General features: G+C 68.2%; 19 protein-coding genes. 8 read left to right on the top strand and 11 right to left on the bottom strand.

Annotated elements, in window-relative coordinates:
* Positions 1-130: 130 nt before the first annotated feature.
* From E5Z01_RS09035 to E5Z01_RS09005, 7 genes are all read right to left on the bottom strand, one after another.
* Positions 131-901, bottom strand: a complete 771-nt coding sequence (locus E5Z01_RS09035; protein WP_135229055.1) for a response regulator — start codon at positions 899-901, stop codon at positions 131-133.
* 81 nt (positions 902-982) lie between these two features.
* Positions 983-1,747, bottom strand: coding sequence for a DUF4388 domain-containing protein (locus E5Z01_RS09030; RefSeq protein ID WP_240738263.1), 765 nt, complete (start codon positions 1,745-1,747; stop codon positions 983-985).
* Positions 1,744-4,554, bottom strand: coding sequence for a hybrid sensor histidine kinase/response regulator (locus tag E5Z01_RS09025; RefSeq protein ID WP_135229054.1), 2,811 nt, complete (start codon positions 4,552-4,554; stop codon positions 1,744-1,746). Before E5Z01_RS09025 ends, E5Z01_RS09030 begins: the two co-directional genes overlap by 4 nt.
* Positions 4,555-4,702: 148 nt before the next feature.
* Entirely contained in the window at positions 4,703-7,006 is a 2,304-nt protein-coding gene (locus E5Z01_RS09020; RefSeq protein WP_240738262.1) for a methyl-accepting chemotaxis protein, read from the bottom strand.
* Between the two features lie 79 nt (positions 7,007-7,085).
* Positions 7,086-9,383, bottom strand: a complete 2,298-nt coding sequence (locus E5Z01_RS09015; RefSeq protein WP_135229053.1) for a methyl-accepting chemotaxis protein — start codon at positions 9,381-9,383, stop codon at positions 7,086-7,088.
* A gap of 66 nt (positions 9,384-9,449) precedes the next feature.
* Entirely contained in the window at positions 9,450-9,890 is a 441-nt protein-coding gene (locus E5Z01_RS09010; protein WP_119766825.1) for a chemotaxis protein CheW, read from the bottom strand.
* Positions 9,891-9,892: 2 nt separating this feature from the next.
* On the bottom strand, positions 9,893-10,252 hold the full coding sequence (locus tag E5Z01_RS09005; RefSeq protein WP_135229052.1) for a response regulator: 360 nt from the start codon (positions 10,250-10,252) through the stop codon (positions 9,893-9,895).
* A 628-nt stretch (positions 10,253-10,880) separates the two neighbouring features.
* Between E5Z01_RS09005 and E5Z01_RS09000 the strand changes: the two genes are divergently transcribed.
* A complete protein-coding gene (locus tag E5Z01_RS09000; protein ID WP_135229051.1) occupies positions 10,881-11,624 on the top strand; it encodes a hypothetical protein in 744 nt (247 codons plus the stop codon).
* 56 nt (positions 11,625-11,680) lie between these two features.
* On the opposite strand, the gene E5Z01_RS08995 is transcribed toward E5Z01_RS09000, so the two are convergent.
* Positions 11,681-13,621 (bottom strand): heavy metal translocating P-type ATPase, encoded by a 1,941-nt coding sequence (locus E5Z01_RS08995; protein ID WP_167757839.1) that lies wholly within the window; start codon positions 13,619-13,621, stop codon positions 11,681-11,683.
* 296 nt (positions 13,622-13,917) lie between these two features.
* Here E5Z01_RS08995 and E5Z01_RS08990 point away from each other — a divergent pair, with 296 nt between their 5' ends.
* Both E5Z01_RS08990 and E5Z01_RS08985 read left to right on the top strand, forming a co-directional pair.
* A complete protein-coding gene (locus E5Z01_RS08990) occupies positions 13,918-14,343 on the top strand; it encodes a response regulator (RefSeq protein ID WP_135229050.1) in 426 nt (141 codons plus the stop codon).
* Positions 14,344-14,578: 235 nt separating this feature from the next.
* A complete protein-coding gene (locus tag E5Z01_RS08985) occupies positions 14,579-15,253 on the top strand; it encodes a GNAT family N-acetyltransferase (protein ID WP_135229049.1) in 675 nt (224 codons plus the stop codon).
* Here E5Z01_RS08985 and E5Z01_RS08980 read toward each other — a convergent pair.
* A complete protein-coding gene (locus E5Z01_RS08980) occupies positions 15,189-16,187 on the bottom strand; it encodes a PIG-L deacetylase family protein (RefSeq protein ID WP_240738261.1) in 999 nt (332 codons plus the stop codon). The genes E5Z01_RS08985 and E5Z01_RS08980 overlap by 65 nt on opposite strands.
* 302 nt (positions 16,188-16,489) lie before the next feature.
* Between E5Z01_RS08980 and E5Z01_RS08975 the strand changes: the two genes are divergently transcribed.
* Both E5Z01_RS08975 and E5Z01_RS08970 read left to right on the top strand, forming a co-directional pair.
* Positions 16,490-17,161: an N-acetylmannosamine-6-phosphate 2-epimerase gene (locus E5Z01_RS08975; RefSeq protein WP_135229048.1), complete on the top strand. Its 672-nt coding sequence runs from the start codon at positions 16,490-16,492 to the stop codon at positions 17,159-17,161.
* Between the two features lie 71 nt (positions 17,162-17,232).
* Positions 17,233-18,258, top strand: a complete 1,026-nt coding sequence (locus E5Z01_RS08970) for an SIS domain-containing protein (RefSeq protein WP_135229047.1) — start codon at positions 17,233-17,235, stop codon at positions 18,256-18,258.
* 46 nt (positions 18,259-18,304) lie between these two features.
* Here E5Z01_RS08970 and E5Z01_RS08965 read toward each other — a convergent pair whose 3' ends face one another.
* Together E5Z01_RS08965 and E5Z01_RS08960 are read right to left on the bottom strand one after the other, a co-directional pair.
* On the bottom strand, positions 18,305-19,525 hold the full coding sequence (locus E5Z01_RS08965; RefSeq protein WP_135229083.1) for an ATP-binding protein: 1,221 nt from the start codon (positions 19,523-19,525) through the stop codon (positions 18,305-18,307).
* Positions 19,449-20,246: a response regulator transcription factor gene (locus E5Z01_RS08960; protein WP_338069137.1), complete on the bottom strand. Its 798-nt coding sequence runs from the start codon at positions 20,244-20,246 to the stop codon at positions 19,449-19,451. Before E5Z01_RS08960 ends, E5Z01_RS08965 begins: the two co-directional genes overlap by 77 nt.
* 23 nt (positions 20,247-20,269) lie before the next feature.
* Between E5Z01_RS08960 and E5Z01_RS08955 the strand changes: the two genes are divergently transcribed.
* From E5Z01_RS08955 to E5Z01_RS08945, 3 genes are all read left to right on the top strand, one after another.
* Positions 20,270-21,775, top strand: coding sequence for a TolC family protein (locus E5Z01_RS08955; protein WP_240738259.1), 1,506 nt, complete (start codon positions 20,270-20,272; stop codon positions 21,773-21,775).
* Between the two features lie 27 nt (positions 21,776-21,802).
* The gene (locus E5Z01_RS08950; protein WP_135229046.1) at positions 21,803-22,849 is read left to right on the top strand and encodes a TolC family protein; all 1,047 of its coding nucleotides are present in this window, start codon (positions 21,803-21,805) and stop codon (positions 22,847-22,849) included.
* Positions 22,850-23,101: 252 nt separating this feature from the next.
* Positions 23,102-24,787 carry an efflux RND transporter periplasmic adaptor subunit gene (locus E5Z01_RS08945; RefSeq protein WP_135229045.1) on the top strand — a complete coding sequence of 562 codons (1,686 nt, stop codon included), beginning with the start codon at positions 23,102-23,104 and terminating at the stop codon, positions 24,785-24,787.
* The last annotated feature ends 49 nt before the right edge of the window (positions 24,788-24,836 follow it).

Genomic DNA, 24,836 nt, shown 5'->3' with positions numbered 1-24,836 from the left:
TTTCGGATATTTCGTTCTGCAAATGGAGTAGTCCTGGGTGGTTCGCCGCCTGTTCAGGACGCTCTTAGCTTCCTACTCCCGCTGGTCAGCCCAGCCCGGTGATTTGCTCACCATGGAGCCAGAACCCTGCTCAGGCCTGCATGCCCGCGCCGTGCTCACTCATCAGCACCACCACGAAGTGACCGGGCAGGTTGTGAATGACCATCTCGTGCCCGCCGTAGCGGATGCTGACGTCCTGAATGTCCTCGCCCAGCATCTGCTTGCCCAGCACCCCGGCGGTATTGGTGAAGAAGCGGGCGAACATCTGGATGTTTTCCGGCAGGACGTTGCCGGTCTGGCGGATGGGGTGGCCCTCGCGGTCGAGAATGACCACGTCGCGCACGCGCGGATGATCCTCGTAGGTTTGCAGCAGGGCGCTCAGGGCGTCGAGGTGCTCGCCGGCGATGGGCGCCGGGGCGGGTTCATTGGAAGCCGCGTTCTCGTGCAGGGCCGCCGCAGCGGGTTCGGCCACTTCAGGGCTGACCTGGGCGCGGGCTTCGGCGAGGATGTTCTCGATCATGGGGATCAGTTCCTCGCTGCGAAAGGGCTTGCGCAGCACATTGTGCGCCCCGACCTCTCTGGCCTGCGCCTTGACGTCCTCGTCGACGTTGCCGCTCATCAGGATCACCGGCAGGTGGGCCAGCTTGGGGTCGGCCTTGAGCTGGCCGCACAGGTCGAGGCCGCTCATGCCCGGCATGATCACGTCGATCATCAGGAGGTCGTAGTCGGCGTGTTCGGCCAGCATGTCCAGGGCCTGCTCGGCGCTGATGGCGCTGCGGCTCTGGAGCTGGTGGTTGCGGAGGGTGATTTCCAGCGCTTTGCGGACGCTGATGCTGTCGTCGATGATGAGGATGTTGGACATGGGGCTGTGCACTCCGGGGGACGTGAAGGAAGGGCTGGTGAGGTCGGAAAAAACGCAGGGGCTACTTCAGTGGAGACGGCTTCAGTGGAGGTTACGGTCGTGGCTGCGCTGATGGCCGGGGGCCGTCAGGTTGTCCATGGCCACCGCCAGTTCCATCAGCAGGCGCGGGGTGGAGAGTTTCAGGTCTTCGGAACGCAGCGGCAGGGTCAGGTCGGTCTTGTAGAAGCGGAAGGTGGCGGAGAACTGCTCGATGCTGCGCAGCAGCCAGAAGAGCGCCCCCTTGCCCACCAGCCCACCGAATTCCACGTACACGACGTTGCCGTTTTGCATGAACAGGTGGGCGCTGCGTTCGCCCTGCTCGGCGTCTTGCAGGGTGATGATCCAGTGGCCGTTGAATTTCATCTCGGCCACCCAGTTCAGGAACTCGGTAAGGGTAAAGGCGTCGAGGTCACCCTGCAATTGCGGGGCCTGCTGGGGGTTCATGGGCACCGGGAAGCTGCCCTCATCCCTCTCCAGGTGGGTCAGCACCAGGCTCAGGAGTTCCGGGCCGGTATAGGCGGGCACGCCCAGGCCCTGCTGGCCGCTCAGCGCCTCGCTGTCCGGCAGGATGAACACCGGCACCGCGCTGGTGTGCTCTTCCTGCTCGGTCACGGCGCGGAATTCCTCACCGCTCATCTCGTCCATGTGGGCGTCGCAGATGATGGCGTCGACGGGCGTGCGCTCCAGTTGCGTCAGGGCGTGCAGCGCGCCCTCGGCGGAGATCAGCTGCACGCCGGCGCGGCGGGCCAGGGCGTCGTACATGGCGGTGCGCACCGGGTCGGCCATGATGGTGAGGACGGTGGTCACGCCGGGATTCCCTGGGGCTGGGCGCTGAGCAGCGTGCCGAGGCGGCGCAGCAGCAGCGCTTCGTTGACGGGTTTGGTGAAGTAATCGTTCGCGCCGAGCTGAAAGGCCAGCCGCTGGTGCTTGTCCCCGGCGCGGGTGGTCATGACCAGAATGGGCGTGTGGGTGTTCTGGGCGCGGGCCCGCAGCGCCGAGATCAGTTCGTACCCGTTCATGCGCGGCATTTCCAGGTCGGTGATCACGGCGTCGAAGGTGTCGTCCAGTTGCAGTTTGTCCAGGGCTTCCTGGCCGTCGTTGGCGGTTTCCACCTGAAGGCCGCCGCGTTCCAGCATGCGGCCCACCAGGCGGCGCACGCTGAGCGAGTCGTCCACCAGCAGCACGCGGCGGATCAGACCGCTCTCGCTGCGGGCGCGGCTGTCCAGCCACAGGTCCGGGCGGCGCGTGAGGCGCAGCAGGCCCAGCGGTTCCAGCAGCGGCAGCGCCTCACCGGTGACCGAGACGGTCGTGCCGGCCAGGTAATCGAGCTTGCCGAGCAGGCCCACGGGCGGCGTGACGCTGACTTCCTCGATGCTGCCGAATTCGGCCACGCGCACGGCGACCAGGCCGCTGACGGTGCTCAGGAACACCAGGCGCAACGAGGCGCCCGGGTCAGCGGCGGCCACGTCCACGCCCCACAGCACGCGGGCGTCGATCACGGGCACCTGTTCGTCCTGGAAGGGCGCGTGCAGCACGCCCTGGTGCTCGCTGATCTGCTGCGGCGCCAGGTCGCGGATGGCCCGCACGCTGCTGACTGGGAAGGCGGCCACGGTGGCGTTGCCCAGATCGACCTTCAGGATGTCCAGGATGCGCTGCGTGATGGGCAGGCGCAGGGTGAAAGCCGTGCCGATGTGACGCTCGGACTGGATCAGCAGTTCGCCGCCCAGGCTGCGCACGGCGGTGGCCACCACGTCCATGCCCACGCCGCGCCCCGCGACGCTGCCGACCTGCTCGGCGGTCGACAGGCCCGGCAGCAGGATCAGGCGGGCCACGTCACTGGCCGGCATCTGATCCAGTTCCTGCGCGGAACGAAGGCCGCGTTCCAGGGCGCGTTCGCGGATGCGTTCCAGGTTCAGACCCTGGCCGTCGTCGGCGACCGTCACGTCGATGAAGCTGTCTTTCGTTTCGGCCCGCAGCCACACCTGGCCGCGTTCCGGCTTGCCCTGCGCGGCGCGCTGCTCGGGGTCGGTCTGGCCGCCTTGCAGGCCGTGGTACACCGCGTTGGTCAGCAGGTGCAGCAGGGGATCGACGATGCGCTGAAGCAGGTTACTTTCCAGTTGCACGTCCTCGCCTTCCACGTGCAGGTCGAAGGGCAGCTGCTGCTGGCGGGCCCAGCGGCGCAGGCGGGTGCTGGCCTGCGTGAACGGCACGCGGCTGGTCTGCGAGACATCCACACGCAACTGGCGCACCAGCTTCCCGAGTTTCTCGTTCTCCTCACCCAGGGAGGCCACCGTGTCGGACAGGTTGCGGCGCACTTCGGCAAAGTCGGCAGACAGCTCGGTGATCGAGCGCGAGAGGATGTTCAAGTCGTTGTACGAGTCGAACTCCAGCTCGGCGAACTGCTCCATCAGGTTGCCGCTGCCCATGCTGGCGCCGGGGTCGTCGGTGACGCGCACCATGTCGGGGTTCAGGTAGCGTTCCTCGAAGTCGCGCACGGTGCGCTGGAAACGCTGCTGGCTGGTCTGCATGCCGGCCTGAAGGTCATCGAGGCGCTCCAGCAGGCGGGTCATGCGGGCGCGGGCGGTCACCACTTCGCTGACCTGCTCCAGCAGCGCTTCCAGGCGCTGGGCGGGCACGCGGATGCTGCTGTTGATCGGGGCGCCGGCACCCAGGCCCGCCGTTTCAGGCGTCGGGGCCGGGGTGGGAGCGGCCGCCGCCAGCTGGCCGGTGGCCAGGGCGCGCAGGCGGACCAGCAGGTCGTCGCGCCTGGCCTGCACGCTCAGCTCGGCCCCCTCGGCCACGCGCGCCAGGTCGTCCATCAGGTCGACGCTGGCGTGCAGGGTACGCTGCACCTCGGGGTTATTGGGCACCGCGTCCTCGCGCAGCGCCCCCAGCAGGTCTTCCAGGCGGTGAGCGAAATCTCCCAGGGGTTGCAGGCCCACCATGAAGGAGCTGCCCTTGATGGTGTGCGCCGCGCGGAACATCACGTTCAGGTCGGCCTCTTCACCACGTTCGAGTTCGGTGCGCAGGTTCGTCAGGTGCTCCTGCACCTCCGGCGCGAAGTACTCCCACACCTCGGCGTTGTCCTTCACGAACTGGCGCAGTTCGCCTTCCAGACCCTGCGGAGCCGCCTCGGCGGGCGCAGCCTGATCCTCCTGATCCGGTTGAGGCTGCGCCAGGTGGCGGGCGCTGCGCATCTGAAACTCGCCCGGCACTTCCTGCACCAGGCGCTGCAGCAGGGCCGTGCCACCTTCCTGCGTGAAGATCAGCCCCAGGTCACGGTCGCTGCCGCCGCGCCGCAGGGCGTTCAGGCCGCCGCGCAGCACGCTGTTGATGGTGTGCAGCAGACTCAGGAACTGCTGCTGATGCTCGCCTTCCAGGCGGGGCTTGGAGTCCAGCAGGCGCTCCAGCAGGCCCGAGAGAGTCGACATCTGCGGGTAGCCGTACAGGCCGGCGGTGCCCTTCATGCGGTGGGCCAGCACGCTCAGGGACTCCATTTCCTGGGCGAACTGCTGCCCTGGCGCGGCGTGCAGCCCTGCCACCCCCGCTTCCAGGCCAGTCATCACCTCCCCGGCCTCCTGAATAAAACTTTCAAGCAGTTCGCTGTTTTGCATCGTGTGTTCCTTTATAGCCGCGCCGCCCTGACAGTTTCCCTTCAAACCCCGGCCAGTTCAGGCCAAACGTCATGAAAAACGGTCGGGCGGCGCACAAAATCGGATGAAGCGGGCTGGCACCTCCTTTGGGGCAGGTGCCAGCGGCAAATTACGCAGGCAGGCGGAAGCGGGCCAGGCTGGCGTTCAGCCCCTCGGCCAGTTTTTCCAGGCGCTCGGCGGCCTCGCGGCCCTGCTCGACCGACTGACGCGACTGCTGCGAGATGCTGGCGATCTGCTGCACGGCGGTGTCCACCTGCTCGATGCCCTGCACCTGCTCCTGCGTGCTGGCGGCGATGCCTTCGGCGTACTGCGCGGACTGCTGGGTCAGCGTCCCGATTTCACGCAGGCGCTCCCCGGCGCTGCCGGCCACGCGGTAGCCCTGTTCCACCTCGCGCGTGCCGTCTTCCACCGACGCGATCACGTCCTGAATTTCGGCCTGCACGTTCTTAATCAGGCCCGCGATGCGCCCGGTGGCCTGCGAGGACACGTCGGCCAGCTTACGCACTTCGTCTGCCACGATGCTGAAGCGTCCGCCCGCTTCCCCTGCACCGGCGGCCTCAATGGAGGCGTTCAGCGCCAGCAGGTTGGTCTGACGGGCGATCTGCGAGATGGTGTCCACGATTTCCTGAATTTCCAGCAAGCGATCCCCCAGGTTCTTGATGCGTTTGGCGACGCCCTGCACCTCGCGGCGGATGTTCTGCATGCCTTCCAGCGTGCCGGTCACGGCTTCCTGACCCTGCTGCGAGGCCTGCAGCGCCTGACGGGCCGTTTCGGCGGAGGCCTGTGCGTCCTGCGCCATCTGGCGAATCTGGTCGTTGATCTGCTGCACCTGCTCGGCCACGCGCTGCGCCTCGGCGGCCGTCATGCTGGCGCCACCCTGAATCTGCTCGGTGGTCGCCAGCAGCTGCTTGGAGCCGCCCCTCAGCGACTGCGAGGCGGTCTGTACACCTTTGAGCACGCTCCCAAGTTCCTCGGTCATCAGGTTGATGGAGTCCACCACGTTGCCCAGCACGTCCTCGGTCACCCTGCCGCGCTTGGTCAGGTCACCTTCGGCGATGTCCATGGTCACGTCCAGAAACTCCCCGATGTTGTTCTGGAGGCGCTGCGCTTCCTGAAGCTGCACGGCGCTGTTCTCGGCGCTCATTTTCAGCTGGCTGGCCGTCGAGTTGAAGGCCTGGGTCAGCGTGCCGATCTCATCGCTGGAAGTCACCGGCACCTGAGCACTGAAATCCCCGGCCTGCAGGCGCTGGGAAGCCTCGGTCAGGCGGCGCAGCGGCGTGGTGATGGCCGCGACCACCGCGCGGAAGAACAGGGTCACCAGCACCAGCAGAATCAGCGGAATGGCCACGGTGGGCACGATCTGCTGCGTCACCAGCTGCTTCTCGTTTTGCAGCACCTGACCCAGGGTATCGATGGACGTGTTCAGACTGCCGAACAGCGCCGCCGCGTAGGCGGGCGTGTAGGAGTTCAGGCGAGCAGCGTCGGTATTGATGGTCTTGCTGTCCAGAATATTCTTCTGAACGTCATCGAAAATGGGGTTGGCGGCCGCGTTCAGTTTCTGGTAGGCCGGGGTCAGGGCCGTTTTGAGCTGAGGGGACTTCTGGATGGACTCTTCCAGGGCCCCGGTGATCTCATCGAACGCGGCCCGGGCTGCCTGGTTGCGGTACTGCGCTTCCACTTTCAGTGCGGCCGGCAATACCTTGCCTTTGCCGCCGGCTTTCTGAATCAGTTGAATGTTGCCGGACAGCACGGCGCCCGCTGGCGACATGTTCCGCGGCAGGCTGGTGGTGACCAGGTCGATCAGGTGCACGAGTTCATTGGCGTTGGCGGAGGTGGGGTTGACGTAGCGCAGCTTGGCCTGGTCGCCGATTTCAGCGAACAGCGGAATGATGTTGTCGCTGATCAGGCCCGTGACCTTGAGCTGCACGGCGGCCGGGGAAATCGAGCGGTTGTCCACCTGGGTGTTGATTTCATTCAGGGCGTTCTGAATGACCTTCACGTCGCCTTCCAGTTCGGTCAGCTTCTGCGCCTGGGTCAGGGCCAGCAGTTCGTTCAGCTTGCCGGTCAGGGCCTTGCGCTGCGCGGCATTCTGCGCCTGGGCGTCGGCCTTGCCGGCCAGCATGTTCACCGAGGACAGACGCAGCAGCTGGGCATTTTGCAAAATCTCCGAGGTCGGTTGCAGCATCTTCTGGCCTTGCAGGCTCTGGTCGATGGCCTTGATGTTCCCGTTGAAGATCGTGTACATGCCGACCTGGCCGGCGACATACGACAGGCCCAGCGCCAGGCCACCGAGCAGAATCTTGCGGCCCACCGGCATGCGGCCGAGGAAACCGCCGGTTTTTCTGGGGGTGACGGACTGGGGGGCGAGGGAAGCGGGCTGAAGATCCGTGTTGGACAGGGGAACCTGGGTCATGAGTTAACTCCTGAAAGAATTCGGGGGGCCGGGCAGGGCCAGGGGGAACGTAGCTGGACAGACCTCTACTGAGGAGGTGTTAACTGGGCAAGCGGAAGCGGGTGAGGCTCTGGTTGAGTTGCTGGGCCAGTTTCTGCAATTCCTCGGCGGCGCTGCGGCCCTCTTTGACGGACTCCTGGGAAGCCTCGGCGATCTGGGCGATCTGCTGCACGCCCTGACCCATGTTTTCCACGCCGCGCACCTGCTCGCCGGCGGACTGAGACATGGTCTGCGCGAGCTGCGCGGATTCCTGCGAGAGCGAACCGATCTGACGGAGTTTCTCACCGGCCTGCTGGGCCACCTGGAAGCCCTGTTCCACGTTCTGCGCCCCGACGCTCATGGCGGCGGACAGTTCGCGGATTTCGGCCTGCACCTGCGAGATCAGCGCGGCGATGCGTCCGGCGGCGGCGTTCGATTCGTCGGCCAGCTGGCGCACTTCCTCGGCTACCACTGCGAAGCGCGTGCCGGCCTCGCCCGCACCGGCGGCCTCAATCGAGGCGTGCAGCGAGAGCAGGTTGGTCTGCGAGGCGATGTGCGAGATGGAGTCCACGATTTCCTGAATCTGCTCGGAGCGTTCGGACAGCGTCTGTACCCCGCTGGACACCGCTTCGGAAGAGCCGCGAATGTTCTGCATGCCCTCCAGCGTGGAGGACACGGCCTGCTGCCCTTCCTGCGAGGCGATCAGGGCCTGGCGGGCGGTGTCGGCGGACCGCTGGGCCAGGCGCGCCATCTCCTGAATGCTGACGTTCACTTCCTGGGCCTGGCGGGCCACCCGCAGGGCTTCTTCAGTGGTGACGCTGGCCCCCTGCTCGATCTGGGCGGTGGAACTCAGCATGGCGCGCGAGCCGCCGGTCACCGAACTGGAGGCCGTCTGCACGCCGCGCAGCGTCTCGCCCAGCTCCTCGACCATCACGTTGATGGAGTCGACCACGTTGCCCAGCACGTCGTTGGTGACTTTGCCGCGCTTGGTCAGGTCACCTTCGGCGATGTCCATGGTCACGTCCAGGAACTGCCCCACGTGCTGCTGCAACTGCTGCGCCTCGATGCGCTCCTGTTCGACGCGCGCGGCGTTCTCGCGCAGCTGCGCGGCGGCGACGTTGAAGGACGTGGCGAGCTGCCCCACCTCGTCGCGGGTGGTGACGGGCACGTTCAGATCCAGTTCGCCGCGAGACAGGCGCTGCGAGGCCTCGGTCAGGCGCGAAAGGGGCTGGGTAATGGCGCGCGAGATCAGGTACAGCAGCGTGCCCAGCAGCGCCAGCCCCAGCAGCGCGGCCAGGGTCAGCAGGGTCGAGCGCTGACGGGCGGCCGAGGCGCGGGCCTGGAGTTCCTGGCCGGCCAGTTTGGTGGCCAGGGTATAGGCGTCAAACAGGCTGGCGTCGTAGGCAGGCGTCAATTCGCCGAGCTGCGCGGCAGTCAGGCTGAGGCGGGTGGGGGTAATCACGCCGTCTTGCAAGCCGTCGAACACCGCGTTGGACGTCCTGGTGAGGGTGTCGGCGGCCTGTTTGAGCTCGGCCCGACCGACCGTGGTGTTGGTGGCCAGGCGCTCCAGCTGACTCAGGATGGTGGTCAGCGCGTCCTTGGACAGCTCCCACTGCTGGCGCATGGCCTGGCGGCTGGTCGCGTCGATGGAGGCGCCGGCCTTGCCCAGCTGTGCCAGGATGGGGGCAGCGCTGGCGGTGATGGCCCCGGCGACCGGCACGTTGTCGGGCAGCGAGGTGGTGATGGTGCTGAGCATCTCACCGACGTTGTTGTCGGTGTTTACGCGCAGGCCGGAGGCCGAGGCGACCGCGTCGAACAGCGGACGGATGGAGTTTTTCAGGATGGCGCCGTAGGCCGACTGCGCTTCCTCGGGGGTCATGGCCATGGCGTCCACGCTGAAGCTCAGGGCGTCGAGCGCCTGCTGCACCTTGCGCACTTCCTCGGACACGCCCGTAAAGCCCTGGGCCTTGGCCTGGCTTTGCAGGCTGGCCAGCGCCTGGGTCACGGCCTGGCGCTGCGTTTCCAGGGGCTGGGAAGCCTGCTGCTCGCCTTGCAGCAGTTGCGCCGAGGTCAGGCGCATCAGCTGGGTGTTGTACATGGTGGTCTGAAGCGGTGCCAGCAGGCGGTGCCCGGAAAGCTGGCCTTCCAGGCGGCTCACTTCCCGGTTTTGCTGGGTGACCAGCGAACCCAGCGACACGGCGAAGGGCACCGCGACCAGCAGGCCGGCGAGCGCCAGCTTCTGCCCCACGGACAGGCGTCCGAGCAGGCCGGTGGTGGCGGCGGGGGGCGTGGCCGCCGCGCCCTGGCTGGTGGCCAGAACTTCAGTCAGTTGAGGATCGAGACGGGCGTCTTGGGACATGCGGTTAACTCCTTGGCGGGGCCGTGGGCCAGCGCGGGCGCTCAGGTCACGCGCCTGGGCGTGAATTCAGATGGCACCCAGCTGGTTGGACACTTCGGTGAACAGTTGCGGGGCATTCAGGTAACGGCCCTTGTGCCCGCCCCCCACGTAGCCGCCCAGCACCCGCTCCTCGGTCAGCAGGGCGTTGCCGCTGAAGGTCGGGCGGTCATCGTTGACAAAGCCGATCACCTCGTCGACGGGCAGACCCAGCACCTCCTCACCGGATTCGATCAGCAGCACCAGCGGGGCTTCCTGGGCCGCCGCGCCGGTGTCCAGGGCCAGGAACTGCTCCAGGTGCAAGACCGGCACGGCGCGGCCGGCGGCGGGCATCAGGCCGCGCAGCACGCCCGAGGCGGCGGGCAGCGGGGTCAGCGCCTCCAGCGGCAGGGCCTGGCGGGTCAGGGCGGCGGGCAGCGCCAGGGTGTGTCCGGCGCGGCGCAGCAGCAGGAAGGTGGCGGTGTCAGTCATGGTTAAATGTGGCGGCTGACGAGCGTCACGACCTGCTCGGGGGTGTAGGGCTTGACCAGGTAATCCACGGCTCCCTGGCGCAGGCCCCACTTCACGTCGGTGTCCGAGCCCTTGGAGCTGACGAACACGACCTTGGTGCTGGCGTAGGCAGGCAGTTTCTTGAGGGCGCGCAGGGTTTCGTAACCGTTGCGCTCGGGCATCACGACGTCGAGCAGGGTCAAGTCCGGGCGCTCGGCTTCCATGGTGGCCTCGGCCTTGCTCGATTCGGTGATGCTGACCACGGCGTGGCCGGTGGAGCGCAGGGCCTCGGTCATGAAGCGGATGTCAGCGGGAGAGTCGTCGATAATCAGAATCTTGGCCATGATGTGTCCTCTTTTTGCGATGGAGTGGGGGGGTGACGATGCCCGGTACGGGAGCATGCGGGGGCCGACAGTCGGTCAACCCAAACGCCATTCATCGACTATTCACACTCTCAGGGTAGGGAGGGCCTCCGACAAAAGTCTTACATGCCCGGAGTGCTGGGCTGCCTTTAAAATGCGACCTGCACGGCAAATGCCAGGCTTCAGGCCGGTTGCGGCAAGCGCCAAACTTCACATTCGGGAGCCTATGACCTGACCTTCAGCTGATAAGCCGGTCTGTTCTCCTGGTCGCTCTGACGCAGAGGGTCGACGCAGAGGGTCAGGGAAACGTTCAGGTAACCCGCGGGCGACACCCTGGGCTTGAAAGTGAGGTTGTTCTGCGTGCCGTGCCGCTCTGTTGGCCCCCAGAAACCCTGCATGCCGAAGGACGTCCCATTTGCACCTACGCCCGTCAGGCCGGGAAGCTGGCCCGCCTGGGGCGCTGGCTCGGCAAACGCTTCACCGGAAGCCGCAACAGGGGCCGTAAGCTCCGCCTTCCAGCCCACCGGGCTCGGGCCAGAAACGCGCGGTGAAGTTCATTTCACTTGCACCTGGAGAACACCGCCTATGATGTCCCGGACAGGGTGGGTTCATGAAGCAAGGCGAGAAACAGCAACAGGAAACGGTCAGCGTGGCGCCGCGAGTGGCGGCCCGGCGTACGCCCTGGCTGCTGGCCCTGGTTCTGCTGGCCCTGGTTCTGCTGACCCTGGCGGTGCTGGGCGGCGCGGCCGTGTGGCAGTCCTCGCGGCCCACCCAGAAACCGCAGGTGGCCAAACCGGTCAAACCGATTCAGCGTGCGCCGGGCACCGTGCCGCCCCCCACCACCCGCCTGCCCACCCAGGACACCGGCAAGGTCGCGGCTCCCCCGGCGGGCATGGTGGAGAACGCGAAGGTCAATTCACAGGTAACCGACTGGGACAAAATCGAGCAGGAACGCCAGGCCGCCTGGGCCGCCGCCCGCGCCCGCGCCGAGGCCGAACGCGCCAGGGCCAGAGCCGAGGCGGAAAAACGCCGGCAGGAGGAAGCGGCCAGGCTGGCGGCCGAGGCGGCACGGCGCCGCCAGGAGGAACAGGCCAGAGCAGCGGCCCAGGCCGCCCAGCAGGAAGCAGCTCCCGCACCGACCCAGCAGGAATCGCCGCGACCAGGCGTACCCCAGGTTCCCGAACAGCCGGCTCCCCTACAACCAACGCCCGCGCAGCCGCCGGAAGCACCCGCCAGCACGGAATCCCCGGTTCCTGTTCCCGCAGAACCCGCCGCTCCGCCGGAAATTGCCGCCCCTGACACCACAGAATCGATAAACACGCAAGACATTCCACCTGTTCCGACCAGTCCATAAACAGCACCTCCGGGCCGCCAGAATGCAATTGGCCCGGAGGTGCTCGGCTTTTAGTTTCAGAGGCGACGGGTCAGGAGCCGCAGGCCCATGAAGACCACGAAGACCGTGCCACCCTCGTGGGCGATGACCCCCAGCGGCAACGGCACTTTGCCCATAACGGCCAGTGGAGCCACCACGGCGATCACGCTGAAGGCGAAAGCCAGGTTGATCAGCACGGTGCGCCGCGCTTCCCTGGCGAGCTTCACGGCGCCGCCCAGTTTGCCCAGGTCGTTTTGCATCAGCACCACGTCGGCACTTTCGATGGCGACGTCGGTGCCGCTGGCCACTGCCACGCCCAGGTCGGCGCGGGCCAGCGCCGGGGCGTCGTTCACGCCGTCGCCCACCATCGCCACTGGGCCGGGCAGCTCGCCGATGATCCGCAGCTTGTCTTCGGGCAGCAGTTCGGCGCGGTACTCGGTCAGGCCGACCTCATGCGCCACGGTGTGGGCCACTTCCTGCTTGTCGCCGGTCAGCATCACGCGGTGGGCCACGCCGCTGCCTTGCAAGGTGTTCAGCGCCTCGCGGATGTGGGGGCGCAGGGCGTCAGCCACGCCCATGATGCCCAGCACTCTGGAGCCGGCCCCGACAATCACGGTGCTGCTGCCTTCACGGCTCAGCTGGTTGAGGGCCACTTCCTGTTCGGGGGTGAGCTGCGCCCCCGCACGCTGCGCCAGGCGCAGGTTGCCGGCCCAGGCCAACTGGCTGAGACCGTCGCCGGGCAGCCGCGCTTCGATGCCGTGGCCGGGAATGGCCTGCGCCTCATGCACGGTCACGGGCGTTACCTGCTGTTCCTGCGCGGCCTGCACGATGGCCTGGGCAATCGGGTGCTCGCTGTGCAGCTCCAGTCCGGCGGCCAGGGCCAGGGCGGCGCGGGGGTCGTCGGCGACGGTGTGTGTCAGGGTCATCCTGGCCTGGGTCAGGGTGCCGGTCTTGTCGAAGGCCACGGTGTTCACGCCGGCCAGCGTGTCCAGCGCGGCGCTGCTCTTGAACAGCACCCCGGCGCGGGCGGCGGCGGCCATGGCCGAGAGCATCACGGCGGGCGTGCTGATCACCACGGCGCACGGGCTGGCGACCACCATGAAGGTCATGGCCCGGTACCACGAGGCATCGACGTCCAGCCTGAACCCGTACCTGAGCAGCGCGTACACCAGCGGCACGCACAGCAGCACGATCATGGCGTAAGGGCTTTCATATTTCTCGGTGATGTGCTCGGTCTTGCTTTTCTGCGTCTGGGCCTCTTCCATCAGCCCGACCAGGCGGGCCAGGGTGCTCTCGCCGGCAGGGCGGGTCACTTCGGCCTCCACGCTGCCGTTCAGGTTCACGGTGCCGGAGGCCAGTTCCGAACCCGTGGTCTTGTCGATGGGAACACTTTCGCCGGTGATGGGGCTCTCGTCGACGCTGGTGGTGCCTTTCACCACGCGGGCGTCGGCGGCGATGCGCTCGCCGGGTTTCACGACCAGGATGTCGCCGATGCGGATGTCGCCCAGTTCGCACCACTTCTCGACACTTTTTCCATCGGGGCCCTCCCGCCGCACGGTCGCCCCTTCGGGATTGAGGTCCATCAGCGCCTGGATGGCGTTCTTGGTGCGCCCCATGGCCCAGTCCTGCAAGGTGTTGCTGAGGCTGAAGAGGAACAGCAGGATGGCGCCGTCGGCGGCCTGGCCGATGCTGGCCGCGCCCAGGGCCGCCAGCACCATCAGGAGGTCGACGTCCAGTTTGCGTTCCACGAAAAGGCTGTGCAGGGCCTCACGCCCGGCGGGGATGCCGCCCGCCAGGTAGGCCATCAGGTAGCCGCCCCACCTGACGTACTCGTTCTGAAGCAGGTACTGGCCGGCCAGGCCGAGCAGCAGGCCGAGCAGGGTGAGGGCGGTGAGCAGGATGGCGCTTTTCAGTTCGCGCGTGAGGACGAAGCGCGGGGCGACGCGGGCCGGTGGGTGGGTGGGAAGGGTGGTGGTCATGTTTACTTTCACTCCAGTGGCTTATCGAGAATGATTCCTAATAACTGCATCAGTCTAGGCTTCCCGGGCACAAAACTCAATGCAGAAAGCAGAGCGGTTAACTCGGAATAACGCCGCTGGAGGCCGGTAGTGGCCTGTACCCTGCTCTATTTTCCCGGCACCCCCCTTTCTGTGCAGGCCGCGCCCGCCCACCATGAACAAAAGGGAAATCCACACCGGCTTATTCCAGCGGGCGACCGGCCAGGGCTGAAGATTTATGGTTTGCCGCACCGCCTGAACTGGGTATGCTTTTGGGTATGGCGCTTCAACTGTCTGTCCTGCTGGTGGACGACGACCCCACCGAACTGCTGCTGGCGCAGGAAGCCTTCGAGGCCCACGCGCAGACCGTGAACCTGGTGACGTGCAGCAGCGGCCCGGAGGCCCTGGCCCACCTGCAAGACCCCGCCCATCCGCTGCCGGACGTGATCGTCACCGACCTGAACATGCCCGGCATGACCGGCCTGGACGTTATCCGCCTGCTGAAAAACGACCCGCGCCTGCACCTTATTCCGGTGGTGGTGCTCAGCAACTCCAACGACCCCAGGGACGTGGAACAGGCGTACAGCCTGCACGCCAACTCCTACCTGGTTAAAGCCCCGGACTTCAGTGCCTTCATGGAACAGATCGACACGTTCCTGGCCTTCTGGCGCGAGGTGCGCAAACCGTACCAGGTGATGGGTTAAGGGCCGCTTCAAGGAAGACTGACCCCTGAAGGCCGCTGGCCGCTAGACGCACAAAGTATCCGCGTGACCCCACCCTCTACACTTCAGAAGTGAGCGCCGCGCCCCCGAGAAGCCTCCGATTTCAGTACGCAACAGACGGGAGTCTTCCCCGCTCGATCACTTCAAGTCCGGGACACTTTTTCAGCCTGCTCACTTCACTCAGCTCGCTCGGCGGCTTCATCACTGGGAGGCTGAAATGATCCGTCCTCTGCGTCCCGACGACGCTGCCGCAGTGGGGCAGATCGCCTTTGAGACCGGGTTTTTTGGGCACAGCGCGGCCCCTTACTTTCCGGACGAGGCGCTGTTTGCTGACCTGTGGGTGGGGCCGTACTTCCGGGGCGGTGCCGGAAACTTCGTGGCCGAGGTGGACGGCGTGGTGCGCGGCTACGTGCTGGGATCGCCCGACCCCGGCCTGTACCGGCTGGCGTTGCAGGCCGATTTGCTGGAAGGGGTGCTGCCCCACTGGCCGCGCTACCGCCGGGCATTGGGGGCCGTGCCCTACTTGCTGCGGGCGCTGCTGTTTCCCACGCCCCACGCCGACTGGCGGACGTACCCGGCGCACCTGCACATCAACCTGTTGCCCCAGGCCCGGGGCCTGCACCTGGGCGAGGGGCTGCTGCGCTCTCACCTGGCGGCCCTGCGTTCACTGGGCGTTCCTGGGGTGCAACTGTCCACCACCACCGAGAACCAGGCGGCGCTGGGCCTGTACCGCAAACTGGGCTTCGTGCGGCTGGCCGAGCAGGTCACGCCGCTGTGGACGCCCTGGCTGGGCCACCCGGCCCGGCACGTGATTATGGGCCGGCGCCTCAGTGGGCCAGGGCAGGAGACGGCGACGCCGGGGCAGAAAGAGGAGGCAGCGCCGCCGGACTGAGCAGTTCGTTACGGCGGTCGAAGGCGCGCAGGAAGCGCCCCATGATCCGGGTCTGGCTGCGGTAGGTGTCGATGGCCTGCACCTTGCGCGCCTGCTGCTGCGCCGTCAGGTCGACCCGCTGCCACGGCAGGGCGCGGGCGCGGGGCGGCACCGTCAGGGGCAACTCGGGGTGCCGGCCCTTGGGCACCGGCCACTCCAGGCCGCCGTGCACCACCCAGAACCGCAACCGGTCTTCCTGGCCGCGATCCGCCATCAGACGCAGCGCCAGGTAGGTCAGGGTGTGGTGGTCCGGGTGAAAGTCCTGCGGGGCCGGCACCAGCACCAGATCCGGCTGCACCCTGTCCAGCACGCGCCGCAGGTCGGCCTCCAGGGCCTGCCCACTGAAGGGGGCCTGCGGCGTCAGGGCCCCGGTGACGTACACGGCGGAGCTGCGGGTGCGCGGCGACGTGTACGGCTGAACGTAATTCACGCTGAACAGGCGAAACAGGGCGCCGTCCGGATACCCCAGCATAAAGGTGTGCGCGGCCGGCACGCCCAGCAGCGCCACCGCCCGGCGGGCCTCGCGGGCGCGGGTGTTGCCCAGTTCACGCAGGTTCTGCGCGCCGGGGTGCAGGGTACGCCCGGTCAGCGCGGCATCGAACTCGAAGCCGTCCCCGGCGGTCAGCCAGGCCACGTACACGCCCGCCCCCGCCGCCACGGCCTGCTGAATCATGCCGCCGCAGCACAGCGTTTCGTCGTCCGGGTGGGGCGAAAGCAGCAGCACGCGCTGCCCCGGACGAAAGGCGGGGGCCGGCGGCAGGCCCGACACGCGCCGGTCGCTGCGGCTGAAGGTGGACATGACGGGCAGGTTGATCCACACCGCCGCCAGCAGGGCCAGCACCCCCAGCAGGGCGGCCCAGGTGCGCCTGCGCTGGAAGAGCCGGCGCCCGGTCACCGTAGGCTGTTCACCGCCCGGCGGGCCGGCACTGCCACCAGGGCCCTGGCCCACAGCGAAACGGGCAGGACGGTGGAAGGCGCGGCGGCAATCACCCAGGAAGTTTAGCCCGGCGGCCCCTCAGCCTGGCGTCAGGGCCAGCGTCTGGAAGGCGGCCCCGGTGTCCCCTGCGGCCACAGGAGCCAGCTTTTCCCGTAAGCTCTGCCTGGAGGCCCCCGCATGATTCAGACCCCGCGCCGCCGCGCCGCTGCCCGTTTCCGACCCTGCTCCCAAGGCCCAGGCCACGCTGTCTGGAGCCGGCCGTGAACGCACTGCTCAAGAGCTTGAAGGGGCAACTGGTGGTGTCGTGCCAGGCGAACCCGGACAGCCCACTGCGCGACCCCTATATCATCAGCCGCCTGGCGCTGGCCGCCGTCAAGGGCGGCGCAGCGGGGTTGCGCATCCAGGGCTTCGACGACGTGCAGGCCGTGCGGGCCGTCACCGACTTGCCCCTCATCGGCCTGACGAAAACAGACCGCGACGATACCGACGTGTACATCACCCCCACCCGCACCGAGGCCGTGCGGCTGGCTGAACTGGGGTGTGAGATCGTGGCCCTGGACGCCACCCGGCGGCCCCGACCCGAACCCCTGGCGGACATCTTCAGGGCCATTCATGACGCCGGGGCGCTGGTGATGGCCGACATTAGTACCCTGGAAGAAGCGCAGCAGGCTTACGACCTGGGCGCGGACATCGTGGGCACCACCCTGGCGGGGTACACGCCGTACAGCCGGCCGCTGTCCACCCCCGACTGGGCACTGATGGAGGAGCTGCGCGGGGCCGGGCTGGCGTTTATCGCCGAGGGGCGCCTGAACACGCCGGCCGAGGCGGCGCAGGCCCTGAAAAGCGGGGCTCATGCGGTGGTGGTCGGCAGCGCCATCACCCGCCCCGATGTCGTCACCGGCTGGTTCGTGGAAGCTGTCCGCCAGTCCTGAGGGGTGCGTGAAGCGTGGTCGATGGATAAAGGGCTAAACAGGCATATTAAGGCAACCTGGTACGGTAAGGCATGAGCGATCCGTTGATGCTGCTGGAAACGCGAGAAGCGCCGCAAGTCATTGCGCGGCAACTGACCGAGAATGAGCCGCTGGTGGCGGCCCTGGTGCAGGCCCTGCGCGAGCGCCGGCCCGCTTACGCCGTGACGGTGGCACGGGGCAGCAGTGACCATGCCTGCACGGTCATCAAGTACGCGCTGGAAACGCAACTGGGCCTGCCGGTCGCCAGCCTCGGCCCCAGCGTGCTGACGCTGTACGGCACGCGCCTGAACCTGGCGGGCGCCCTGGTGCTGGCAGTGTCGCAAAGTGGGGCCAGCCCCGACGTGGTGGAAAACGTGCGCGTGGCCCGCGAGCAGGGTGCCCTGACGGTCGCGCTGGTCAACGTGGAGGACAGCGACCTCGCCCGCGCGGCAGAATTCAGCCTGCCGCTGCGCTGCGGCGAGGAGCGGGCGGTGGCGGCCACCAAAAGTTTCCTGGCCAGCCTCACGGCCCTGCTGCCGGTCATCGCGGGCCTGCACGGCGACGCGGCGCTGACCACCGCCCTGGCGCAGCTGCCGGCTCGCCTGACGGCCGTGCTGGAACTGGAGGGCGCCGCCGCCGAACTGGCGGAGCGTTACCGTTTTGCGGAAAACCTGATCGTGCTGGCGCGCGGCCTGAATTACGGCGTGGCGCACGAGGCCGCCCTGAAGCTCAAGGAAACCAGCGGCGTACACGCCGAAGCGTACAGCGCCGCCGAGTTCAGCCACGGCCCCAAGCGCCTGCTGGTGGAGGGCCTGCCGCTGCTGGGCTTCACCTCGGCGGACGCTGCGTGGCCCGCCGTGCAGGCCGCGTATGCCGACCTGGTGGGGTCACGCGCCGACCTGCGCACCATCGGCCCGGCCACGGACAGCACCCTGCAAACGCCCCAGACCGGCCACCTGCTGACCGACCCGGTGGCGTGCGCCATGACCTTTTACCTGTTCGCCGCGCACCTGGCACTGCACCGGGGCCTTGATCCGGATCAGCCGCCGCTGCTGAGTAAGGTCACCCGTACCCGCTGAAGGCGCGGTGGGCGCGGAGTGGGTGGTGGTGCTCCATCCAGAGGGTTCAGCCCGGCGGGTCGGGCACCCCGAGGGGAACCGTGACGCTCAGGCGGGCCCCGCCCAGCGGACTGGCTTCTGCGCGGGCGCTGCCGCCGTGGGCGGTGGCGAGGGCCTGCACGATGGACAGGCCCAGGCCACTGCCCCCGGCGTCGCGGCTGCGGCTTTCGTCCAGGCGCGTGAAGCGCGTAAAGACCTGCTGCCGCTTTTCCGCCGGGATGCCCGCGCCGTCATCGTCGACATGCAGCGCCACCTCCGCGCCCTGCACGCTGACGCTGACGTCCACATGGGCACGGGCGTGCCGCAGGGCGTTCTCGATCAGGTTCGACAGCACCTGGCGCAGGCGATCCGGGTCGGCGCACACCGGGGCGGCGTCCGCCTGCACCACGTGTAACTGAACGCCGCGCTCCAGCGCCTGCGTCTGAAGGCCCGCCGTGACCGCCTGCGCCAGTTCACCCAGGTCGGTGTCGCGCCGGTTCAGGGCCAGTTGCCCGGCGTCCAGCAGCGTCAGGGTGCGCAGGTCACCGACCAGGCGTGTCAGCAGCTGGGTCTGGGTGCTGAGCAGCGCGATCTGTTCGCTGCTCATGGGGTAGATGCCGTCCTCCATGGCGTCCAGCCTGGCCTGCATGATCGCCAGCGGCGTGCGCAGCTCGTGGGCGATGTCGGCCACGGCCTGGCGGCGTTCGGCTTCCAGTTGCTCGAGGTTGTGCGCCATGCCGTTGAAGCTGTGCGCCAGGGCCGCGAGTTCGCGATCCATGGTGGGCACCGGCACGCGCACCTGCAATTCCCCGGCCGCCAGGCGCCCGGCCGCCCGCGAGACCACCGTGAGCGGCCGGGCAATGCGGCGGGCCAGCCACAGCGCCAGCAGCGCCGAGACGGCCACCGCCACCAGGCCGATTTGCAGCAGCTGGCGCTGCACGCCTCGCAGCCAGTCGACCTGCCGCACCGGCCAGGGCGGACGGTCAGCGCGGTTGCTGGCCGTGGAGGGGGCAGAGGTAGTGGCACTGGGGCGGCTCGCGGCGGCGGCAGACGATGGTCTCTCGGAGGTTGAGCGCTCGGAGGAAGGGCGCACCGGTGGGGCGGGCGGCGTTTCGCCCCGGCGCAGGGCCGCGTCGCGTGAACGGAGGTATGTCTGGATGTCGGGCGGCAATTTACGGAATTCGCGCTGCACCGCCAGGCTGGAAAACGCGAAGGTGCCGCCCACCGACACCAGCACCACCGTCAGCATCGCCAGCAGCAGCGTGACTTTCAGGGGCAGCGGGCGCAGCTTCAAGACGCCTCCAGCCGGTAGCCCACCCCGCGCACGGTGTGCAGCAGGCCCACCTGGCCGCCGCCTCCAGCTTGCGCCGCACGCTGGCGAGGTGGGCGTCCACCACGCGCTCCAGCGCGCCGCTGTCGGCCAGGGCGCCGCTCAGCAGTTCGTCGCGCGTGAAGGCGCGGCCCGGGGCGGCGGCCAGGTGGGCCAGCAGCCGGTACTCGGCGGGAGTCAGGTTCAGCAGGTGCCCGCCCACCCGCACCTGCACGGCCCGCCGGTCGACTTCCAGGGGCCCTACCCGCAGGGGTTTCTCGTCCTGATCCAGCGCGACCTGCACGCGGCGCAGCACCGCCTTGACGCGGGCCATCACCTCGCGCGGGCGAAAGGGCTTGACCACGTAATCGTCCGCGCCCAGTTCCAGGCCCACGATCTGGTCCGATTCCTCGGAGCGGGCGGTGACCATGATGACCGGCGTGTGCCCGGCGGCCCGCACCGACTTCAGGACTTCCAGACCGCTTTTGCCGGGCAGCATCACGTCCAGCAGGATCAGGTCGGGGCGCGCGGCGCGGAAAAGGCCCAGGGCCTGCTCGCCGTTGCCGGCGCGTTCGGTTCGGTAGCCTTCCTGTTGCGCGTAGGCTTCCAGCACCTCGGCCAGTTGCGGTTCATCCTCCACGATCAACAGTAAGGCGCTCATGAGGGCCAGCATAAGCGCGGCCTGTGAAGGTTTGGAGAAGAGGGGAGGCCGCCCCAGCCGCCCTGGCCGGCGCGGCGCAGGTCAGTCCGGCGCGGCACCACCGACAGGAGATGGTCTTCGACAAATCTTCAAAAACCGTTCACGCGGCCTTCGTGAAAAAAGGCGACAGTGGACGCATGAGATTCCCGATCCTGAGTGCGGCCCTGCTGTGCGGCGCGGCGCTGGCGCAAACGGCGACCCCGGCTGCCCCGCCCGCCACGCCCCTGACGCTGGACGCGGCGCTGCAAAGCCTGGCGCAGTCGCCCAGCGTGACGCAGGCGGCCCTGAGCGTGCAGGTGGCGCAGACCAACCTGAACGCCGCCCGCACCGCGCGGGGCCTCAGCGTCAGCGTGAACGGCAACGCCACCTACACCGGGCCTTACAGCACGACTGCCAACGGCACGCCCACCAGCGTGCCCGGTGACCTGGGCGGCAGCGCCGGGGTGCAGGTCAGCCTGGGCATCCTGCCCTGGTCCAGCAACCAGTACGGCCTGTACGCCGCGCAGCGTGCCCTGAACCTCTCGCAGGCGCAGCTGCGCAGCTCGGAGCTGACAGCCCGCCTGAATGTCGCGCAGCAGTACTTCGGCGCCGTGCTGGCACAACAGGAGCTGGAGCTGGCGACCCGCACCCTGGCGCAGCGCCAGCGCGAGTTGACGGTTCGGCAGGCCCAGCAGAGCGCCGGAAACGCCACCACCGAGGCCGTCCTGAACGCCCAGGCGAACGTGCAGGCCGCGCAGGGTACGCAGCTTCAGGCGACCTCTAGCCTGGACACCGCGCAGCGCGGCCTGAGTGCGGCACTGGGCCGCGAGATCGGCAACGTGTCGTTTTCCAGCCGCCCCGCCGACACGCTGACCCTGCCGGACGTGGCGGCGCTGGTGGCCTCGGCCCGCGCGGGCCGCCCCGAGGTCATCGACGCGCAGAACGACCTGGCCGCCGCGCAGGAGGCCCTGGAACAGCAGGAACGCGCCGTGAAGCTGCCGGACGTCACCGCCAGCGCCCGCTACGGCCCCGCCGGCAGCGGCGGCCTGAGCACCAGCCTGAACCTGCAGGCCGGCACCGCCAGCGTGGGATACAGCGTGCCCTTCGGCAACGACTCCACGCCCAACCGCGTGGTCGCCAGCATCTCCGGCAGCTACACAGTCTTTTCGCCGGCCCAGAAGGCGCAGCTTTCGGCGGCGCAGGCGGCGGTCACGCAGGCGCGGTTAACTCTCAGCGTGCAGCAGCAGAACGTGGAACTGGACGTGCGCAGCAAGTACAGCACGCTACAGATCGCCCTGCTGACCGCGCAAAGTAAAGTCAGTGCCGTTCAGGTCGCGCAAAGCACGCTGGCGACCGCCCGCACGCGGCTTCAGGCCGGCACCGCCACCGCCGACGACGTGACCGCCGCCGAACTGGGCGTGGCGCAGGCCGAGCGCGACCTGCTCGCAGCGCGAATTAGCGCGCAGCTTGCCCTGATCTCGCTGCAAAACGCAGCGGTGCGCATCAACTAGCCCTCCCTTCACCCCCGAGGTTTCCCAATGCCCAGACTTTCCCCCGCTGTCCTGCTCACCCCCTTGCTGCTGACCGCCGTGGCGCACGCGCAGACCGGACTCAGTGCCACTGGACTCAGCGCCGGCAGCGCCGTGAGCGCCGCGCTCAATTCTCACGCGGACGTAAAAACGGCCCAGGCCAACCTGGATAAGGCCGCCGCCACCAACCGCGCCGCGCAGAGCGACCCCAGCACCCTGGTGGCCGCCAAACTGAGCGCCAGCAACGCCGCCAGCCTCGCCCAGGCGCAACTGCGCTCGGCGCGGCTGAACGTCATGCAGGACACCGTCAGTGCCTACACCACGCTGTACGAGGCGCAGCAGAACGTGGAGGTGCAGGCGCTGCAGGTGCAGGCCGACCAGAAGGCGGTGCAAGTCGCGCAGGTCAAGCAGCAGGTGGGGAACGCCACGGCGCTGGACGTGCAGAATGCCCGCAACACCCTGAGTGCCAGCCAGCAGGCCCTGGCTGACGCCCAGGCGCAGGTCAGCCTGGCCCAGGCCAGACTGGGCACCCTGACCGGGCTGGGCAGCGCGAAGGCCGCCAGTGCCCCCGGCGCCCCGAAACTGAGTACGACCCTGACCAAACTGCAGGCGGGCCTGAATGCCCTGACCACCCTGGTGGCCGCTGGCAACGCGGTGAGTGAGGCGCAGCTGACCGTGAAACTGGCCGACAACGATTTCACGCCCGCCCGCACCCTCCAGGACGCCAGAACTGCCCAGGCCAATGCGCAGCGCAGCCTGGACAGCGTGCGCAAGGCCGCCAGCCAGACCCTCGCCTCGGCGTACCAGGCCGCGCAGAACAGTTATCAGCTGCTGACCGTGGCGCAGAGCCGTGAGGCCGCTGCGCAGAAAACTTACAACCAGGACAGCGCCCGCCTGAAAAGCGGCACCATCAGCGCCGTCGACCTGCAAGCCACGCAGCTGAACCTGAAAAAAGCCCAGTACGCCCGCACCCAGGCCCAGGGCAACGTACTCGAAGCCCTGGCGGCGCTGTCGGTCGCCGCCGGGCAGAACCTGACCGGTCTGGGCGGCTTCTGAACGGCGCTCAGTGCTGAAACTGCGAGTGCTAGGCCAGGGAAAGACTGCAATTCCGAGCCCTTGTGTTAAACCTGGGTGACTCCAGGCATCCCAGATCAAAAAGACTGTCCTGACGAACAAGTGCCGTCAGGGCCGTCTTGTATCTTCCCTGCGGCGTGCCGATCCGCATCACCCGACCTTTGCCTGCACAGCCCCACCGATCTACACCATTTCTTCGACGTTTCTTCAAAAAGGGGTGGTTCCCTGTAGGGTATGAACCCGACCTCTCCCCCGTCCGCGCCGGAACGCCCGGCCACTGCGGCGTCCACGTCCAGTCATTTCGCCGCTTCGCCCGGCCCGGTGCGCCGCCGGGGCGTCTTTCGCTGGATTCTGGTGCCGCTGCTGGTGGCGGGGGTGGGGTTCGCGGGGTATCGCCTGGGGCAGAGTTCGCCGGGCAGCAGCGGCGCGAGCCAGGCCGGCGCCGGGTTTGGCGGCGCGTCAGGCACAGGTGGCCGGAACGCGGCCGGAGGAGGCAGCGCAACGGGAGCACGAAACGGGACGGGCGCGGCCACGGGCGCCGGTGAAGCAGGCAGCGCACAGGGAGGCGGGGCGGCCGGGCCATCCGGCTGGAGTGGCCGCGGCTCGGGCAACCGCACGTCTGGCGCCGCCACGTCCAGTGAAGCCGGGGCGGGCAACGCGGCGCGCACGGGCCGTTCCGGCGAAGCGGGAGCCGGGCAGGCGCAGAGTGGGCAGGGACAGCGTGGACAGGCGGGGGCACAGGGAAGCCAGACGGGCGGCGGGGTGGTCACGCCGGTCAGCGCCACCGAGATCAAGGCCGGGACGCTGACCACGCAGCGCCGCCTGAGCGGCACGGTGTCGGCCACGCAGTCGACCACCGTGAATGCCCGCGTGACCGGCGTGGTGCGCAGCGTGAAGGCCGGCGTGGGCGACCAGGTCAGCGGCGGGCAGGAAGTCCTGGTGGTCAGCAGCCCGGACCTGCAAAGCGCCGTTCAGACCGCCGAGAGCAACCTGGCCGCCGCGCAGCAGGAGTTGCGCAGCCGCCAGCGGGTGCTGACTTCCGGGCGCGTGAGTTTGCAGCAGGCCATCACCTCGGCGCAGAACACGCTGAACAACGCCCGCAAGCAACTGAATTCCTTGCAGCAACTGTACGCGGTGGGCGCGGTGGCCCGCTCGGAGGTGGACGCGCAGCAGGTCGCGGTCAGCAGCGCGCAGTCGGCCCTGCTGACTGCCCAGAGCAACCTGACCGACACCACCCAGGGCGCACAGGAGGACGTGAGCGCCGCACAACTGAGCGTGCAAAAAGCCCAGATCGCCCTGCAACAGGCCCAGCGCGACGCCGCCGTGACGCGCCTGACCGCGCCGTACGCTGGCACGCTGACCGCCGTGAACCTCAGCGAGGGCGAAACGGTCAGCAGCGGCACCCCGGCCTTTACGCTGGTCAGTTCCACGCTGGCGGTAAAGGTGAACGTGCCGGCCACCGAGGCCGCGTCGCTGCCCGCCGGAACGGAACTGAAGTTCGTGGTGGGGCAGCAGACCTACCCGCTGAAGGTCGCGCAGGTGGGCGGCGGCACCACCGGCAGCGTGCCGGTCACGGCGCGCTTCACCGCAGAGCGCCTGCCCGCCAGCGGCACGGTGGGGTCCGTGATCTACACCGCGAAGGTCGGGCAGGGCATCCTGGTGCCCAGCACGGCCCTGCTGGCCGACAACGACAAGACCTACGTGTTCGTGATTCAGGCCGGGAAGGCGCAGCGCACGCAGGTCACGGTGCTGGGGCAGGCCGGCACGCAATCGGTGGTGCAGGGTATTCCGTCGGGAGTGCAGGTGATTACCCAGCCGCCCAGCGGCCTGGTCAGCGGCAGCAGCGTGACCACCAGCAACGGCGGCGGGGCACGTCAGGGCAGCTTCGGTGCGGGCGGCCCTCCTGAGGGCGCGCCGTGAAGCCGCGGCGTTCCGCTTTTCCTCACATCCCTTTCCCCGGAGTTCCAGC

The organism is Deinococcus fonticola, from assembly GCF_004634215.1.
In the GTDB taxonomy this organism is placed as follows: Bacteria; Deinococcota; Deinococci; order Deinococcales; family Deinococcaceae; genus Deinococcus; species Deinococcus fonticola.
Note: the sequence above shows the minus strand (reverse complement) of the source record. Positions and strands in the feature narration are given on the sequence as shown.

Bases quoted from the DNA above. Each gene is read 5' to 3' on its own strand.
- E5Z01_RS08965 (WP_135229083.1), bottom strand. From the start codon at position 19,525: ATGCTGACGGTGGTGCTGGTGTCGGTGGGCGGCACCTTCGCGTTTTCC.
- E5Z01_RS09035 (WP_135229055.1), bottom strand. From the start codon at position 901: ATGTCCAACATCCTCATCATCGACGACAGCATCAGCGTCCGCAAAGCG.
- E5Z01_RS09015 (WP_135229053.1), bottom strand. From the start codon at position 9,383: ATGTCCCAAGACGCCCGTCTCGATCCTCAACTGACTGAAGTTCTGGCC.
- E5Z01_RS09005 (WP_135229052.1), bottom strand. From the start codon at position 10,252: ATGGCCAAGATTCTGATTATCGACGACTCTCCCGCTGACATCCGCTTC.
- E5Z01_RS09020 (WP_240738262.1), bottom strand. From the start codon at position 7,006: ATGACCCAGGTTCCCCTGTCCAACACGGATCTTCAGCCCGCTTCCCTC.
- E5Z01_RS08945 (WP_135229045.1), top strand. From the start codon at position 23,102: ATGAACCCGACCTCTCCCCCGTCCGCGCCGGAACGCCCGGCCACTGCG.
- E5Z01_RS09025 (WP_135229054.1), bottom strand. From the start codon at position 4,554: ATGCAAAACAGCGAACTGCTTGAAAGTTTTATTCAGGAGGCCGGGGAG.
- E5Z01_RS08950 (WP_135229046.1), top strand. From the start codon at position 21,803: ATGCCCAGACTTTCCCCCGCTGTCCTGCTCACCCCCTTGCTGCTGACC.
- E5Z01_RS09000 (WP_135229051.1), top strand. From the start codon at position 10,881: ATGAAGCAAGGCGAGAAACAGCAACAGGAAACGGTCAGCGTGGCGCCG.
- E5Z01_RS08990 (WP_135229050.1), top strand. From the start codon at position 13,918: ATGGCGCTTCAACTGTCTGTCCTGCTGGTGGACGACGACCCCACCGAA.
- E5Z01_RS08970 (WP_135229047.1), top strand. From the start codon at position 17,233: ATGAGCGATCCGTTGATGCTGCTGGAAACGCGAGAAGCGCCGCAAGTC.
- E5Z01_RS08960 (WP_338069137.1), bottom strand. From the start codon at position 20,246: ATGAGCGCCTTACTGTTGATCGTGGAGGATGAACCGCAACTGGCCGAG.
- E5Z01_RS09010 (WP_119766825.1), bottom strand. From the start codon at position 9,890: ATGACTGACACCGCCACCTTCCTGCTGCTGCGCCGCGCCGGACACACC.
- E5Z01_RS08985 (WP_135229049.1), top strand. From the start codon at position 14,579: ATGATCCGTCCTCTGCGTCCCGACGACGCTGCCGCAGTGGGGCAGATC.
- E5Z01_RS08995 (WP_167757839.1), bottom strand. From the start codon at position 13,621: ATGACCACCACCCTTCCCACCCACCCACCGGCCCGCGTCGCCCCGCGC.